The following is a 15,565-nucleotide window of genomic DNA, read 5'->3' as shown; positions in this document are numbered from 1 at the left end:
CGCTACGCCCTGGAGTCCGCCGAAATCATGATCGAATGAACCCCAAACACTTGACCTTCAATACAGTTGCTTTCTTTGCGGCGGCAAAGAAAGTAAGTGCCGCCCCGCACAGGGGCAACGCTAATAGACCACGAACAAAGCAAGGAAAGGCCAAAAGACCAACCCAAACAGACCACGAACAATTCAAGGAAAGGCCAAAGACCAGAAGGGCAACGCCAAACCAAACCACAAACCCAGCAAGGCCCCGCCCAAATTCCAGATCAACAAAAAAAGCGTCGCGAAGACCCCTCCCAGCCGGGCAGGCAAAAAAAACCCCGCCAAAAACACCAAATTCAGCGCACACTCCGTAACTGCTCCCTCGCGGAGGGACAAACGCCTATTGGGGAGCCCATCATGGCAAAAGGTCAAATGCGCAGCAACCGCGAAGTAAAGAAACCGAAACAGGCCAAGAAACCTACACCGGCCACAACACCGTCGGGCGCGCCGCCGATCCGCGTTGCCCCAAGCAGCTCGGCAACCCAGAAAAAGAACTAGGCAAGCACCAACCCGGCAGCAAGCCCGCCGCCACCAGGCGGGCCTCAACCATCACTTCGAAATATCCTCCAGCGCAACATCCCGTGTCTTCGGCCCAAGCGTTCCGATCGCCACCATCACCACCACCATCGCGCCCGAAATAAACACGAACACGCCATTCACACCAAAACGGCTCAAACACCCCGCAATCACAAACGCGGAAAACATCGCGGAAAGCCGGCTCCACGAATAAACAAATCCCACCGCCCTCGCCCGAATACCAGTCGGAAATAGCTCGGCCTGATAGGCGTGGTAGCTATACGAAATGATATTGCCCGCCAGCACGAGGCACACACCCAGACTCACGAGCAATACCGTCTCCCGCGCCTGGCTGAACAGCAGCCCGCACACCACGTTTACCGCCGCCATGCAGATAATCACCGTCTTACGCTCGAAGCGGTCGGCAATCAGCATCCCCAGCAATGGCCCCAACGGCGCAGCAATCGCAATGACGCTCGCATACATCAAACTCGTCGTGACGGTAATGCCCTGCCTGATCAACAACGTCGGAATCCAGTTCGCGAAGCCGTAATAACCCATCGTCTGGAATACGTGGAAAATAATCAGCATCAGCGTGCGCTTGCGATAAGGCGGCATCAGCAGATCGCGAAACGCCGCACGCGCACGCACCGGTTCGGGCAACGCCGGCTCCGGCAAAGGCCGTCCATATTCCCGCTCGACGCGCGCTTCAAGCCGCTTCATCACCGCGTCCGCTTCCTCGATGCGGCCCTTCTGCGCGAGCCAGCGCGGGCTCTCCGGCAAACGCCGGCGAATCCACCACACCACGATCGCGCCCACTACGCCGGTCAGCACAACCAGACGCCAGCCGTCGAGACCGAAGTAACGGTGCGGCACCAGCAAGTACGATAGAAACGCCACGATCGGCACCGCGCAGAAACCGACAGCCTGCGAAAAGGCCGATGCGCGACCACGCACGTGCTTCGGCACGAGCTCGGAGATGTACGTGCCGATCGTCACGATCTCCACGCCAATGCCAATCCCCGCGATGAAGCGCCAGAGGTTCAACCCAAGCGCCGTGTCCTGGAACGCCATGACGACGTTGGCCGCGGTGTACCAGAGCAACGACCAGGTGAAGATCGCGCGCCGCCCGAAACGGTCGGCGAGAAAACCGCATGCCGCCGTGCCAATGAACAGGCCGGCAAACAACGCCGCGATGAAACTCGCCACGCCGCTCGTGCCGAACAAACCATGCGTCGTCGCGGTCAGAATGCCGCTACGCACGAGACCCGGCGCGATGTAGCCGGAGAACATCAGGTCGTACAGCTCGAAGAAAAGCCCGAGGCTCAGCAGCATCACCAATTGCCAGATCGAGCGCGTGGCGGGCAGGCGGTCGAGCCGCGCGGAAATGCGCGCACCGCCTAGCGCGATCTCTTCAGCGCGGCCGCCCGCCGATGCGCCAGCGTCCGAAGGCAAACCACCCAGCGCGCCGGCATCGCCAACCGCTGTCGCATATACCGCATGATTCGACGATTTCATCGTCTGTCTCCATGATTTCCGGTCTGATGCCGGATGAGATTGATCGACTACGTTTCATGCAACGAGTACTCACTGCCTCACACCATCACGCTCACGCAGCTTCTCGCGGCACCTGCCCCGCACCGCCGCCCAACGCCGCGATCTGTGCCTCGTCGTAGCCCAAACCGCGCAGGACGTCGGCGGTGTGCTCGCCGATCTTTGCGATTGGCTGGCGTGGTTGCAAACGCGCGCCGTCCATCGAAATCGGCAACAGGGGCATCGCGGTTTCGCTGCCGTCGTCGAGGGTCAATCGCGCAAGGCCGCCGCTCTCGTTCAGGTGCGGATCGTCGAACAGGTCTTCGGGTTTCGTGATCGACGCAAACGGAATGTGGTCACGCTCGAACAGCGGCACAAGCGCGGCGCCTTCGAAGCGGCTCAAGGTTTCGCCGAGCGTCTGCAGCAGCCACTCGCGCGCCAGCACGCGGTCGTTGTTGGTCGCAAGGCGCGGGTCGGCCAGCAGGTCGGCGCGGTCGAGAATCGCGCACAGCGCGCGCCATTGGCCGTCACCGGTGGCAGCGATAAACATCTGCTCGTCGTTGGCAAGCCTGAACACGTCGTAGACCGCCCATGCGCTGATGCGCTCGGGCATCGGCGCGGCAGCCACGCCGGTCGCGGCGAACTGCTGCATGTGCTGCGCGGACAGCAGCACGCAGTTTTCGAACAGCGCGCTCTGCACTTCCTTGCCGCGCCCGCTCGTATGCCGCTCGTGCAACGCCGCGAGCACGCCGATCGCGCCGAACATGCCGCCCATGATGTCGTTGACCGAACTGCCCGCCCGCAACGGACGGCCTACCGGCCCGGTCATGTAGGCGAGGCCGGCCATCATCTGCACCACTTCGTCCAGCGCAAGACGGTGCTCGTACGGACCGTTCAGAAAGCCTTTGTGCGAGACGTAAATCAGCCGGGGATTGCGTTCGCGCAGCGACACATAATCGAGACCCAGGCTCGCCATGCGGCCCGGCTTGAAGTTCTCGACGAAGACGTCCGCGGTATCGACCAGTTTATGCAGCGCGGCCAGTCCCGCTTCGCTATCGAGATCGAGCGCGACACTCTTCTTGTTGCGATTGAAGGTGCGAAAAAAGCCCGCACCCGTACCAAGCAAACGGCGCGTACCGTCGCCGCGCGGCGGTTCGACCTTGATGACTTCGGCGCCAAGGTCGCCAAGAATCATCCCGCAGGTCGGCCCCATCACCATATGCGACAACTCGACCACGCGGATGCCCGCCAGCGGCAACGCGCCCTGTTGCTCCGCCAGAGAAACGGATGCGGAAGTGGTTGAAGAATCGGGAGCGGAAGAATCTGAAGTCATTGCAACACCTGTGAGTCGGAAGGTTCGATACGTTGCGGCGCAGCGCTGAACTGCTTCGGCAAACCGGCTCGCGCCAGATAGCCGTACAGAGGTTCGCCGGGTAGCGCCTCAGCGAGAATGTCGCGCGAGGCAATGAGTCGAGTAAGGTCGATGCCGGTGTCGTAGCCCATGCTGTCGAGCATGAACACGAGGTCTTCGGTGTTCACGTTGCCGGTTGCGCCCGGCGCATGCGGGCAGCCACCGAGACCGGCCAGCGACGCGTCGAGTTCACGGATACCGTGCTGCAGCGCGATCAGCGTATTCGCGAGACCGAGGCCGCGCGTGTCGTGAAAATGCAGCGAGCGCAACTTGCTTCCCGCCACCGCTCGCACCAGTTCGATGATCTCGCCCACCTGGCGCGGCGTCGCTTCACCCGTGGTGTCGCCGAGTGCAATGGCATCGGCGCCGGCCTGCAACGCGGCGCGCGCAATCTGCTCGATGTCGGTATAGGGCACCCCGCCTTGCAGCGTGCAGCCGAACACGGTCGACAATCCCGCAATCAACTCCACGCGCCGCGCGTTTGCACCGGCCGCGCTATCGATCAGCTCGCGCATCGCGGCAAACGATTCGATCATCTCAGCGGGTGTCTTGCGGACGTTGGCAAGGCTATGCGCCGTGCTCACCGAAATCGGCGCGACGATCCGATGCACACCGGATGCGAGCGCGCGTTGTGCGCCCTTCAGGTTCGGCACCAACGCCGTCACGATCAGATCGCCGTAGCTCAGCGCGTGGGCGATCACGTCCTCGGCGTCGGCCATTTGCGGCAGCAGCTTCGCCGGCACAAACGACGCGACTTCCATATGCCGCACGCCGGCGGCATAGGCCGCGTCGATCCAGCGTCGCTTGAATTCGGTGGGCATCGTGCGCGCAATGCTTTGCAGACCGTCGCGCATGCCGACTTCGGTCACGACGACGCGCTCATGGGTGTCACTCATGGTCTTGAATCCCGGTCTTGAATCTTGCGTGGAGGGCAGGGAAAGAAGTTGCTGAGCGACAGCGTGCCCGCGCGCGGCCGCGCGGCAAAGTCTGCGTTGACGACGCTCTCCATCGCCGCTCGCGATGGCGGCTCAGGCAAGCTGGACGGGCGCGCTCCGTCGCAAAGGGAAAACCCTTAAGGACTTGTCAGAGGGTGTTCAGAGCGCGTTCGACCCGCGCTCAATCCACGTTCCGCGCACGCTCAGGCGAGGCGCAGCAGATGGTCGAGCAAATTCGACGCCGCCAATGTCAGCGCCTTCCGGTCGCGCATGCAGATCACGAAGCGCCGCTCGGCCCATGCTTCGCTCAACGGCACGGCGGCAATGCCGTACTCGTCGGCGGCATGCCGGGACAACGCCTCACGTGGCAGGATCGCGACCGCAAGGCCGGCCTGGATAAAACGATAGGCGGCGTCGAAGGTCGATACGTAAGTTCGGTAGTTGAGCTCGTGGCCTTTTTCCGCCGCAATGCGCTGCATCAGCGCGTTCATCGAGGCGTTCGACGCAAGTCCGAGATGGTCGAACGCCAGGCTCTGCTCAAAACCGATTGCGGCCTCGCCGGCCAGCGGATGATCGCGCGGCACAAGTAGCGCGAGATGATCGGAGCGATACCGCAGCACGTCCAGATTGCCCATAGGCACCGAATCGCGGCAGATGCCGAGATCTGCCACGCCCTCTTCCAGACCGCGCACGATCTCGGTACTGACGCGCTCTTCGACATCGACGCGAATCTGCGGATTGGCCTTCAGAAACACCGACAGCGCCTCGGGCAAGAACTCGACCATCGACGACACGTTCGCCAGCACCCGTACATGACCGCGCGCGCCGGCCGCGTATTCGCTGAGCTCGGCCTGCAGACGTTCGTGGCCCCGCATGATGAGCCGCGCGTGCCTGAGCAGCGCCTCCCCGGCGGCGGTCGCGCGCACGCCGCGCTGGCTGCGCGAGAGCAGCGCGACGTCGACCAGCGCTTCGAGATCGGCGAGCCGCTTGCTGACCGCGGACGGCGCAATGAATTCGCGTTCGGCCGCGCGCGCGATCGTGCCTTCCTCGCAGACGGCGATAAACAAGCGCAGTGTCACCTGATCGATTTGCCACATGGACGGGCGCGCCCTGGGAGTTCGGAGTGGGAAAATTATGCCCGAGGAACGCGGCGGGCAGCTTGCCCGGGATTTTCGCTCCGACTATGCTTGTGGACGCGCCGGCCGGACGCCTGCCCGCACACTAGAAGCGCAGCGCGCGGCCCACCACCGAACAGAACAACCTATCAAGGCTCTCCATGTCCACCGCCAGTCTCTTCGTCACCTCCGCCGGTGTGGGCCTCGCGATTGCCGCACCGGTCGGCCCGATGGGCATGCTGTGCATTCGCCGCACGCTGACGGGCGGCCCGCGCGCGGGGCTCGCGATCGGCTTCGGCATTGCAACCGGCGACGCGGTTTACGGCCTGATCGCGGCGCTCGGCCTCGTCGGCATTTCGCAGTTCATGCTGGCCTACGACCGCCCCTTGCATCTGGTCGCCGGCCTGTTCCTGCTGTATCTCGGCGTGCGCACGCTGTTGCAGAAAGCTCCCGCGGAAGCCGCCAACGGCAATGGCGGCAGCGACGCTAACGGCAAACTCGCGCAGGTGGGCCGCGCCGGCGCGCTGCGCGCGTATGCGAGTTCATTGCTGCTCACGCTGACCAATCCGCAAACCGTCATCATGTTCGCCGCGCTGTTCACGACACTCGCGCCGCGTGGGGCATTTTCATCGAGCATCGCATTGACCACGGTCGGCGGCGTATTTTGCGGTTCGATCGCGTGGTGGTGTTTTCTCGTGACGGTGGTGTCGCTCGCGCGTCATGCGATCGGCAGCAAGTTGCGCGTCGCGATCGACCGGATCGTTGGGTTCACGCTGGCGGCATTCGGTATCGTCGAAATTCGCCGCGCGCTTTGAGTGGGGTTTAAGGCCTGGCGGCGCGCTTCGTACGCAAGCGCGGCAGTTTTGCGACAATAGCGGCTTTCGCCGTGCCGCCACGCGCCTGCCGCCGACCTTCGCCGACACTCGAAGGCCGGTGCGCGTAGGCCTTGCCGCCTGATCCGTCCAACCCACCCGACCGTCACCGGTCCGCTCAATGGCTCTTCCCCACATCGATCTGCTGTACTCCGTCTCCGGCCTGTTCGTCGGCTTCCTGGTCGGCCTGACGGGTGTCGGCGGCGGCTCGCTGATGACGCCGATCCTGGTTCTGCTGTTCAACGTGCATCCGGCTACCGCGGTCGGCACCGACCTGCTGTACGCGGCCGCCACCAAGGCGACGGGCACACTGGTACACGGCCTGAAAGGCTCCGTCGACTGGCAGATCACACTGCGTCTCGCGGCCGGCAGCGTACCGGCCGCCACCCTCACCTTGATCCTGCTGCATCGGTACGGGATGGACACGCCGGGCGCGAGCCGGCTGATCCAGATCGTGCTCGGCGCCGCGCTGCTGGTCACCGCCGTGGCGCTGGTCTTCCGTCCGCAACTCGCGGCGCTCGGAGCGCGCCGTCAGCGCGCTCCGCGGCAAGGCCGCACGCTCGCGCTCACCATGTTGACCGGCGCGGTGCTGGGCGCGCTGGTGTCGCTGACTTCGGTGGGGGCCGGCGCCATCGGCGTGACGGTGCTGCTGCTGCTCTATCCGTTGCTGCCGACCACGCGCATCGTCGGCTCCGATATCGCGCATGCGGTGCCGCTCACACTGCTGGCGGGCGCGGGGCACTGGCTGCTGGGTTCGATCGACTGGTCGATGCTGTTGTCGCTGCTGGTGGGTTCGCTGCCCGGCATCGCGATTGGCAGCTATCTGTCGTCAAAGGCACCGGACGCGCTGCTGCGCAACGTGCTCGCCGCCACGCTCACGCTGGTCGGTGTGCGCCTCGTGCTGGCGTGAAGCCTGAGAGACATAGACGGCGGCGCTGGCGGCCCCGCTTGCGTTTCTATTTGAAAAACCGGCAGGTCAGATCGGCTTCGAACTGCTTGACCCATTGCCCGCGACGGTCCGGATAACTCTGTGCCCAGCCGCCGCGGCGAACCGTGACGAGGCGCTCATGTGGAGCCTCGCCCGGATTCAGGCGGGCGCTGATGTCGAAATGCACCGGCGCAAAGCCGTGCCGTGCGCATACCAGTTCGAAAGCCGCCCGATCGCCGATAGGCAAATCGGTGTAGCGCAAAAGCGTGATGTCCATGGCGAAGGCTCCCGTTTCCCTCACATCACAGTACGCTTCATGACGCGTTAATTGTGTGTCGCAGCGCACGCAGGGGCCGTTGCGGCGCAGGCGTTCGACCCGCAACGGGTCTAAGCCATCATCGCCGCTTTAAAAATAATCGCCACGAAAAATAAAGCGAAAAAAAAGCTCCGGGTATTAGCCGGAGCCCTCGCACTGGCATGCCTCAGAATGGCGCATAACGATCTTGAATCGCCCACGCCCTCCGATACAGCTTTGCGCGCCTGCCGGCGCCTCGTGCGCCAGTTGCAAACTGCTGGAGCCAGGCCGCCTGATGCGGCCTGCCGATTGCAACTGTCTTACTGCTGTACAACGGTCAGCTTGTTGGTTACCGACGTCACGCCGGCAACGCCCTTGGCCACCGTACCGGCATTGTCGATCTGGCCTTGATCAGGCACCGAGCCCGTCAGGGTCACCGCACCGCCACGAGCACGCACGGCGATGTTCGACACGTCGATACCTTGCGCCTTGGCAAGCGCGCTGCGCACCTTGCGGCCGAGTTGGCCATTCGCCTTCTTGGTGGCCTTGGCGCTTGCAGCCGGCGCGGCGGTCGTGCCCATCGTTGCATCGCTTGCCTGAGCGTACACGTTGCACGCCACCACCATTGCCACGACCGAGCCCAGCGTTTTCAGAAAACCGACCGATTTCATAGTTTCTATTCTCCTTAGCTACACATTGGACCGCATATACCAGCAGCGGCTTCGTTACGACTACGGGCGGCCATCCTGGACGCGACAAGGCGCGGCTCAGCGACGGCCGACTATGGCTGCAACACGGTGTGCGAGAGGCGAGAGAAGCCGGCCGCCGTTATCGCATGCGCATCCACGCATACATGCGGTACGAGAGCCGGCAAGCCGCGAAGTCCGCCGGCGTGCCCGGTTCTTGTCTGTCGTGCCGGGTCACGCCGCGCAAACATTTGTTCGCGACGGCGATGCACAATTTAATCTAGCCGCGCCAGAAGCGCAAAGGGTTTAGTCATCCCTCGAGGTGGCTGCTGGTTGTCATCCGGTCATGGATCGTGTTTTATTCATGCACTGTTCATATTTTTGGCCGGGAGCCGGTTCACCGGCCGCTCACGAGGCCGTCATGGACCATTCGTGCGTCATTCATGCTTCGGTCATTTCCCCTTCACGGGCTGTTCACACGCTGTTCACTCGCTGTTCACTCGCTGTTCACTCGCTGTTCACGAATTGTTACGGGTTTGACAGCGCCCGCGCCGGCCCGGCGCTGCGCCACCGCGCGATTCTCGGGTACCATCGGCGCGACGCGCGCTGCCGTGCGGCGTGCCGGTTCGGCGTGGTCGCCGGCCCGGCATGGCGCGCGCCTCGTCCCGGTTCGCGTGCCGCACAGCGCCGCCACCCTGTCCACTTTCGACCGTAGCCGTCACGTCACCCGATGAAGCCAGCCACCGGCCGCAAACGCCCTCCCCGCCTCGTCGCCCGTTTTGTCGCGATCTCCTGGCGCGATCTGGCGGTCTCGTTCGGACCACTCGTGCTGATCGCCGTCGCGGCGATCTGGGTCGCCGTGCGCCTGATCCAGCCCGCGCCGCCCAATACGCTGACGATCAGCGCCGGCCCTGAAGGCAGCACCTTCTGGAACGCCGCGCAGAAGTACAAGGCGATTCTGGCGCGCAACCGTATCACCCTGAACGTACTGCCCTCGGAAGGCTCGGTGCAGAATCTGAAGCGGCTTTCGGACCCCAGGTCGAACGTCGACGTCGCCTTCGTGCAAGACGGCATTTCGCCCGGCCCGGTCAGTCCGGACCTGATGTCGCTCGGCAGTGTCGCCTATGTGCCGCTGGCGATCTTCTATCACGGACCGACCATCAGCCGGCTCTCCGAATTCAAGGGCTTGCGCCTCGCGGTCGGCGCCGAGGGCAGTGGCACGCGTGAACTGGCGCTCGCGCTGCTCAAGGCCAATGGCATCGTGCCGGGCGGCCCGACCAAACTGCTGCCGCTCTCGGGCGACGACGCCGCCCAGGCCCTCGTTGCCGGCAAGGTCGACGCGGCTTTTCTGGCCGGCGATTCGGCACAACCGGCGGTGATGGGCAAGCTGAACCGCACGCCGAATGTGCAGTTCTACGATTTCACCCAAGCCGATGCTTATACCCGCCGGTTCCCCTATCTGACGCAGCTTCAGATACCGATGGGTGCATTCGACCTCGGCAAGAATCTGCCGGCCGCGCCGATGCACATGGTGGCGCCGACCGCCGAACTGGTGGCGCGCGACTCGCTGCATCCGGCCCTCTCCGATCTGCTGATCGAAGCGGCACGCGAGGTCCACGGCAAGGCAAACATCCTGCAGCGCGCCGGTGAATTCCCCGCGCCGCTCGCGCACGACTTCCCGATCAGCGACGACGCCGCCCGATACTACAAATCGGGCAAGAGCTTCCTCTACCGGGTCCTGCCGTTCTGGCTGGCCAGTCTCGCAGACCGGCTGCTGGTGGTCGTGGTGCCGCTGATCGTGCTGCTGATTCCGGCGCTGCGCGTGGTGCCTTCTCTGTACACGTGGCGGGTGAAGTCGCGCATCTACCGCTGGTACGGCGCGCTGATCGCGATCGAGCGAAGCGCGCTCAGCGAGCATTCGGCCAGCGAACGCGCGTCGCTGATCGAACGGCTCGATGCGATCGAAGAATCGGTGAACGGTCTGAAAATGCCGCTCGCCTATGCGGATCAGTTCTACGTGCTGCGTGAGCATATCGGCTTCGTGCGCGAGCGGCTCACTCACAGCCGCGAGGCCCAGCGCGACGCCGCGGGCGAGCCGGACGAGCCCGGCGATCCAGATGCACCGGGCGAGTCCGGCGGCGGATCCGAACCGGCCGTCGCGGGTCCAAAGTCATATTGATCGGTGCAAGCCTCGGCTGCACCGCGTAAGATCATTACAAATCCGACGATTCAGCAGACAACATCGTCTGGAACAGGCAATCCGGGAGACATTTATGACCGTTGGCATCGACGCCAGGCAACCGCTGTGGTTTTACGATTTTGTCTCGCCGTTCACGTACCTGTTGCTTGAGCAACACGACAAATGGCCGGGCTTCGACTTCGCGTTCACGCCGGTCGTGCTGAACGAGTTGTATCGCCATTGGGGCCAACGGCCCGCTTACAGCGTGCCCGCAAAGCGCACTTTCATGTATCGCCACGCGCTGTTTCGCGCGGAGCAACTCGGCATTCCGTTCAAAATGCCGCCGGCCCATCCGTTCGATTCGATGAAACCGCTCCTGCTCGCCACCGCGGCGAAGGGCGATATCGGCTTCGTACGCGAGATTTTCCGTTTCATCTGGCGCGAAGGCCGCGATCCGTCCAGCGATACCGCATTCGCCGAACTGTGCGAGCGCGTGGGCATGCCGGACGGCCCGGAACTCATCAAGAGTGAAGAAGTGAAAGCGCAACTGCAACGCAACACCACGGACGCAATCGGTCTGGGCGTGTACGGCGTGCCGACCTTCTTTCTGAACGATCAATTGTTCTGGGGCGAAGACGCGTTGCCCATGGTGCTGTATTGCGCGCGCACCCCGAACTGGCTCGACTCGAAGGAAGTGAAACGGATCAGCTCGCTGCCTTCGGGACTTGCGGACGTTTGAGCGAAAGCAAAAAGTAATGTTCGTGCAATCAGGCTCGCTTTTGCGGGCCTGATTGCGCCAAAAAGCCCGTCCTGATGCCGGCCATACCGTGCCCGCTATGCCGCCACACCATAAACGGCCTAAGGTTATAACCTTTGCGCCCTGCTCTCGCGATCCGGCTCGCCGGCAGCTCCGTAAGACGCTTCATCCGGACCTGACCTGCTTGCATCGCCTCCCCTGAACCATGGACGACGACTCCGCCGCCTCCCTCGACATCTGGCTTGTGCGCGTGCTGCGCACGCTGATCGTCGAGCGCAGCGTCACACAAACCGCGCTACGTCTGAACCAGACCCAGCCCGCCATCAGCACGGCGCTGCGCAAATTGCGCGAAACGCTGAACGACCCGATCCTCGTGCGCGGCAAGTCCGGCATGGTGCCGACGGAATACGGCGAATCCTTGCTGGCCTCGGCGCAACGTGTGCTGCGCGAAGTCGATTTCGTGGCGACGCCGCACGGCGACTTCGATGCCGGCCGCTCGCGCCGCACCTTCCGCGTGGCCGCGCCGGATTATCTGAACGACTTCTTCATGCCCACCGTGATCGCGCAATTTCGCGAAGCGGCGCCGCATGCGCGTCTGGAGATCGATTCGCTGAGCCCAATGCTCGATCATTCGGCCGCGCTCGACGCAGGCGAACTCGATCTGGTGATCGGCAACTGGCCGAAACCCGAGCCGCGTTTCGAACGCAGCGATCTGTTCTCCGATACGGTGGTGTGTCTGATGCGCGCCGATCATCCGCTCGCACGCGCGCCGATGACGCGCGAAGCCTACCTCGCCGCGCCGCATCTCGCGCCAACGCCCTATAGCGGCGCGAGCGGCGGCGCCGTCGACATCGGCTTCGCACGGGCCCGCGCAGAGCGGCGCATCGTCGCCACGCTGCCTTACTTCGGCCTCGTGCCGCAAACGCTGCTGCAATCGGATCTGATCTTCACGACGACACGCCGGTTCGCGATGCACTACGCCAACATGCTGCCGCTTGCGGTGGTCGACGTGCCGATTCCGTTTCCGCGCATCAAGTGTTATCAGCTATGGCATCCGCAGCCGGACCGGCCGAGCGATATCGGCTGGCTGCGTACCCTGATGTCGCAAGTGTCGGACGCACTGGTCGCACAGAAGGTTCGGCGCACAAAAGGGCCGCCGAAAAAGACAACGTCAGCCGCGGCGGACTGACGTTCTCGTTTGAACTGCTGGCTTGAACTTACGCTGAACGCCTGATGCCAGGTGTCTTGCTCTACCGGTTCACACGCTCGCGCAGAGCTTCTGTGTCGCTGCCTGCGCCATAGCCTGGCGAGTACGGATCTGCAGCAACTCCGCACACACCGCGACCGCGATGGCCGCAGGTGCTTTATCGACAATGCCGCCGACGCCGATCGGGCACGTCATCTCCGCCAGCCGATCCAGATCCACCCCGCGATCCAGCAAACGGCGCTCGAATTTCACGCGCTTCGTTTTAGACCCGATCATGCCGAAGTAGGTGAAATCGCGCCGCCGCATGATGCGCGCGGCAAGCGAAAAGTCGAGCGCATGGTTATGCGTCATCACGAGAAAATACGCGCCGGGCGGCGCCGTATCGACGATCGCATCCGGCGTGTCGGTTGCTTCGACCTGCACGTTGGCGGGCGTTTCGTCAGGGAACAGTTCATCGCGCTCATCGACCCACTGGACGACGCACGGCAAGCTGCCGAGCAGCGTGACGAGCGCATGGCCGACGTGCCCCGCGCCGAACAGCACGATGTGCATCGGTGCCGGACGCGGTGCTTGCTCGGCGCTGCGCCGGCCGATCTGAACGGAAGAAAAATCGTTCATGGCGATCAATCCAGTTGGTTTCAATGATTGCACAATTGCGTTGGCGGGTCAGTGTGTTAGCCGATCATGGCGCGATCCGCGAAAGGCCACGCCATGCGCACAACGCGCTTACTGCCGCGCCGCCGCGGTCGCTGCCCGCACGGCGCCGACTGCCTTGAGGATTTCCTCGCTGGTCGCAGGCGCGTTCAGCGGCGGATTGACCTTGTGATCGCCCACGGCCGAGATGGCGTCGCGCACCGCAAAGAACACCGAGAAGGGCAGCAGCAGCGGCGGCTCGCCGGTCGCCTTCGAGCGATGGATGCTGTCCTCCGCGTTGCGGTTCTTGAACAGGCGCACGCGGAAATCGGGCGGCGTATCGTTGACGGTCGGAATCTTGTAGGTGGACGGCGCGTGCGTCATCAGCTTGCCGCCTGCGTTCCACCACAGTTCCTCGGTTGTGAGCCAGCCCATACCCTGAATGAACGCGCCTTCCACCTGACCGACGTCGAGCGCAGGGTTCAGCGACGCGCCCACGTCATGCAAAGCGTCCGCGCGCAGCACGCGCATTTCGCCGGTCAGCGTGTCGATCACCACTTCCGACACGGCCGCGCCGTACGAGTAGTAGTAGAACGGCCGGCCTTGCAGCTTCGATTGATCCCAATAGAGCTTCGGCGTTGCGTAGAAGCCGTCCGACCAGAGCTGGATACGCGCGACATAGGCCTTCGCGATCACTTCTTCGAACGGCACGATCACTTCGCCGACCACCACGCGATCGTGGACGAAACGCACGTCCGACGCCGCCACCTGTCCTGCGCCGAAACGCTCGGCGGCAAACGCCGACAGACGTTCGCGCAACTGACGCGCGGCATCTTGCGCCGCCTTGCCGTTCAGGTCCGAACCGGTCGATGCGGCGGTTGCCGACGTATTGGCGATCTTGCTCGTATCGGTCGCCGTCACGCGAATGCGGTTGAAGCCGATCCCCAGTTCATGCGCGACGACCTGCGCGACCTTGGTGTTCAAACCCTGGCCCATTTCGGTGCCGCCGTGGTTCACCAGCACGGAGCCGTCGGTGTAGATGTGGACCAGCGCGCCGGCCTGATTGAAGTGGGTCACGTTGAACGCGATGCCGAACTTGACCGGCGTGAGCGCGAGACCCTTCTTCAGCACTTCATTGTTCGCATTGAACTCGTTGATCGCCGCACGACGCGCGCGGTATTCGCTGGTCGCCTCGAGTTCGTCGATCAATTCGTGAATCACGTTGTCTTCGACTACCTGACCATACGGCGTCTGGTTGCGCTCGGTCTTGCCGTACAGATTGCGGCGGCGCACGTCGAGCGAATCCTCGCCGACCGAGCGCGCGACGTTGTCCATGATGTACTCGATCGCGAACGCGCCCTGCGGACCGCCGAAGCCGCGGAACGCGGTATTCGATTGCGTGTTGGTCTTGCCGCAGAAGCCGTCGATCGACACGTCGGACAGCCAGTACGCGTTGTCGAAGTGGCACAGCGCGCGCGTCATCACCGGACCGGACAGGTCGGCGGAGAAACCGCAACGCGAGGTCATGTCGACGCTCACGCCGTCGATCACGCCTTTATCGTCGTAGCCCACTTCATACGTGTAGTGGAAATCGTGGCGCTTGCCGGTCACCATCATGTCGTCGTCGCGGTCCGGACGCAGCTTGACCGGGCACAGCAGCTTCCATGCAGCCAGCGCCGCGCAGCACGCGAACAGACCCGATTGCGATTCCTTGCCGCCGAAACCGCCGCCCATGCGGCGGCATTCGATCAGCACGTTGTGCGAGGCCACGCCCAGCGCGTGCGCGACCATGTGCTGCATTTCGGTCGGGTGCTGCGTCGAGCAGTAGACGTGCATGCCGTCGTCGTCCTTCGGCACCGCGTACGAAATCTGGCCCTCCAGATAGAACTGTTCCTGGCCGCCGAGCAGCATCTCACCGGCTTCGCGATGCGCTGCACGGGCGATCTTCGTGCCGGCGTCGCCGCGCGCGAGTTTCATCGGCGGCAGGACGTGCTGGTTCGCGGCGCGCGCCTGTTGCGCGGTCAGGATCGCGGGCAGCTCTTCGTAGACGACTTCGGCGCGGCGCGCGGCGAGACGCGCGGTTTCATGCGAGGTCGCGACCACGATGAACATCGGCTGGCCGACGTATTGCACGACGCCGTCGGCGAGAATCGGATCGTCGCCGTGGATGATCGGGCCGACGTCGTTGACGCCGGGGATATCCTGCGCGGTGAAGATCGCAACCACGCCGGGCGTGGCACGCACCTTATCGAGCGACATCGAGACGATCTTCGCGTGCGCTTTCGGCGACAGGCCGAGCGCGGCATGCAGCGTGCCGGCGAGCGTCGGGATGTCGTCGGTGTAGGTTGCGCGGCCGCTCACGTGCAGATGCGCGGACTCGTGCGGACGCGAGATGTGGACCTGGGTAAAGTCGTCGAGATCCTGAAGGTCTTTCAGGAACGGTTCGGCATGCTGGTTCATTC

13 protein-coding genes are annotated in these 15,565 nt (G+C 63.7%); 5 read left to right on the top strand and 8 right to left on the bottom strand.

Annotated elements, in window-relative coordinates; all coding sequences use genetic code 11:
* Positions 1-585: 585 nt before the first annotated feature.
* The 4 genes from AC57B6_RS33520 to AC57B6_RS33505 all read right to left on the bottom strand — a co-directional run bounded on the left by AC57B6_RS33520 (position 586) and on the right by AC57B6_RS33505 (position 5,528).
* Complete coding sequence (locus tag AC57B6_RS33520) at positions 586-2,070, bottom strand: MFS transporter (RefSeq protein ID WP_144195981.1); 1,485 nt, start codon at positions 2,068-2,070, stop codon at positions 586-588.
* A 91-nt stretch (positions 2,071-2,161) separates the two neighbouring features.
* Entirely contained in the window at positions 2,162-3,418 is a 1,257-nt protein-coding gene (locus AC57B6_RS33515; protein WP_496422940.1) for a CaiB/BaiF CoA transferase family protein, read from the bottom strand.
* Positions 3,415-4,392 carry a hydroxymethylglutaryl-CoA lyase gene (locus tag AC57B6_RS33510; protein ID WP_496422939.1) on the bottom strand — a complete coding sequence of 326 codons (978 nt, stop codon included), beginning with the start codon at positions 4,390-4,392 and terminating at the stop codon, positions 3,415-3,417. The genes AC57B6_RS33515 and AC57B6_RS33510 overlap by 4 nt, the downstream gene beginning before the upstream one ends.
* Before the next feature lie 242 nt (positions 4,393-4,634).
* Positions 4,635-5,528 carry a LysR family transcriptional regulator gene (locus AC57B6_RS33505; RefSeq protein ID WP_106355943.1) on the bottom strand — a complete coding sequence of 298 codons (894 nt, stop codon included), beginning with the start codon at positions 5,526-5,528 and terminating at the stop codon, positions 4,635-4,637.
* A 179-nt stretch (positions 5,529-5,707) separates the two neighbouring features.
* Here AC57B6_RS33505 and AC57B6_RS33500 point away from each other — a divergent pair, with 179 nt between their 5' ends.
* Together AC57B6_RS33500 and AC57B6_RS33495 are read left to right on the top strand one after the other, a co-directional pair.
* A complete protein-coding gene (locus tag AC57B6_RS33500) occupies positions 5,708-6,361 on the top strand; it encodes a LysE family translocator (protein WP_028198772.1) in 654 nt (217 codons plus the stop codon).
* 178 nt (positions 6,362-6,539) lie between these two features.
* On the top strand, positions 6,540-7,328 hold the full coding sequence (locus tag AC57B6_RS33495; protein ID WP_216750177.1) for a sulfite exporter TauE/SafE family protein: 789 nt from the start codon (positions 6,540-6,542) through the stop codon (positions 7,326-7,328).
* A gap of 46 nt (positions 7,329-7,374) precedes the next feature.
* On the opposite strand, the gene AC57B6_RS33490 is transcribed toward AC57B6_RS33495, so the two are convergent.
* Together AC57B6_RS33490 and AC57B6_RS33485 are read right to left on the bottom strand one after the other, a co-directional pair.
* On the bottom strand, positions 7,375-7,623 hold the full coding sequence (locus AC57B6_RS33490) for a hypothetical protein (protein ID WP_028198774.1): 249 nt from the start codon (positions 7,621-7,623) through the stop codon (positions 7,375-7,377).
* Positions 7,624-7,961: 338 nt separating this feature from the next.
* Complete coding sequence (locus tag AC57B6_RS33485) at positions 7,962-8,312, bottom strand: BON domain-containing protein (protein ID WP_028198775.1); 351 nt, start codon at positions 8,310-8,312, stop codon at positions 7,962-7,964.
* A 745-nt stretch (positions 8,313-9,057) separates the two neighbouring features.
* On the opposite strand from AC57B6_RS33485, the gene AC57B6_RS33480 reads away from it, so the two are divergent.
* The 3 genes from AC57B6_RS33480 (at position 9,058) to AC57B6_RS33470 (ending at position 12,452) form a co-directional block, all read left to right on the top strand.
* The gene (locus AC57B6_RS33480) at positions 9,058-10,506 is read left to right on the top strand and encodes a TAXI family TRAP transporter solute-binding subunit (protein ID WP_474632469.1); all 1,449 of its coding nucleotides are present in this window, start codon (positions 9,058-9,060) and stop codon (positions 10,504-10,506) included.
* Between the two features lie 94 nt (positions 10,507-10,600).
* Positions 10,601-11,245: a 2-hydroxychromene-2-carboxylate isomerase gene (locus AC57B6_RS33475; RefSeq protein WP_028198776.1), complete on the top strand. Its 645-nt coding sequence runs from the start codon at positions 10,601-10,603 to the stop codon at positions 11,243-11,245.
* A 223-nt stretch (positions 11,246-11,468) separates the two neighbouring features.
* Entirely contained in the window at positions 11,469-12,452 is a 984-nt protein-coding gene (locus tag AC57B6_RS33470; RefSeq protein WP_252888748.1) for a LysR substrate-binding domain-containing protein, read from the top strand.
* Positions 12,453-12,521: 69 nt separating this feature from the next.
* On the opposite strand, the gene xdhC is transcribed toward AC57B6_RS33470, so the two are convergent.
* Entirely contained in the window at positions 12,522-13,088 is a 567-nt protein-coding gene (gene xdhC, locus AC57B6_RS33465) for a xanthine dehydrogenase accessory protein XdhC (RefSeq protein WP_144195991.1), read from the bottom strand.
* Between the two features lie 108 nt (positions 13,089-13,196).
* Positions 13,197-15,563, bottom strand: a complete 2,367-nt coding sequence (gene xdhB / locus AC57B6_RS33460) for a xanthine dehydrogenase molybdopterin binding subunit (RefSeq protein ID WP_025648021.1) — start codon at positions 15,561-15,563, stop codon at positions 13,197-13,199.
* Positions 15,564-15,565: the final 2 nt, after the last annotated feature.

The organism is Paraburkholderia sp. BGA-UO-ETr-F12 (assembly GCF_059567945.1).
This window is presented reverse-complemented; position numbering and strand designations above follow the sequence as displayed.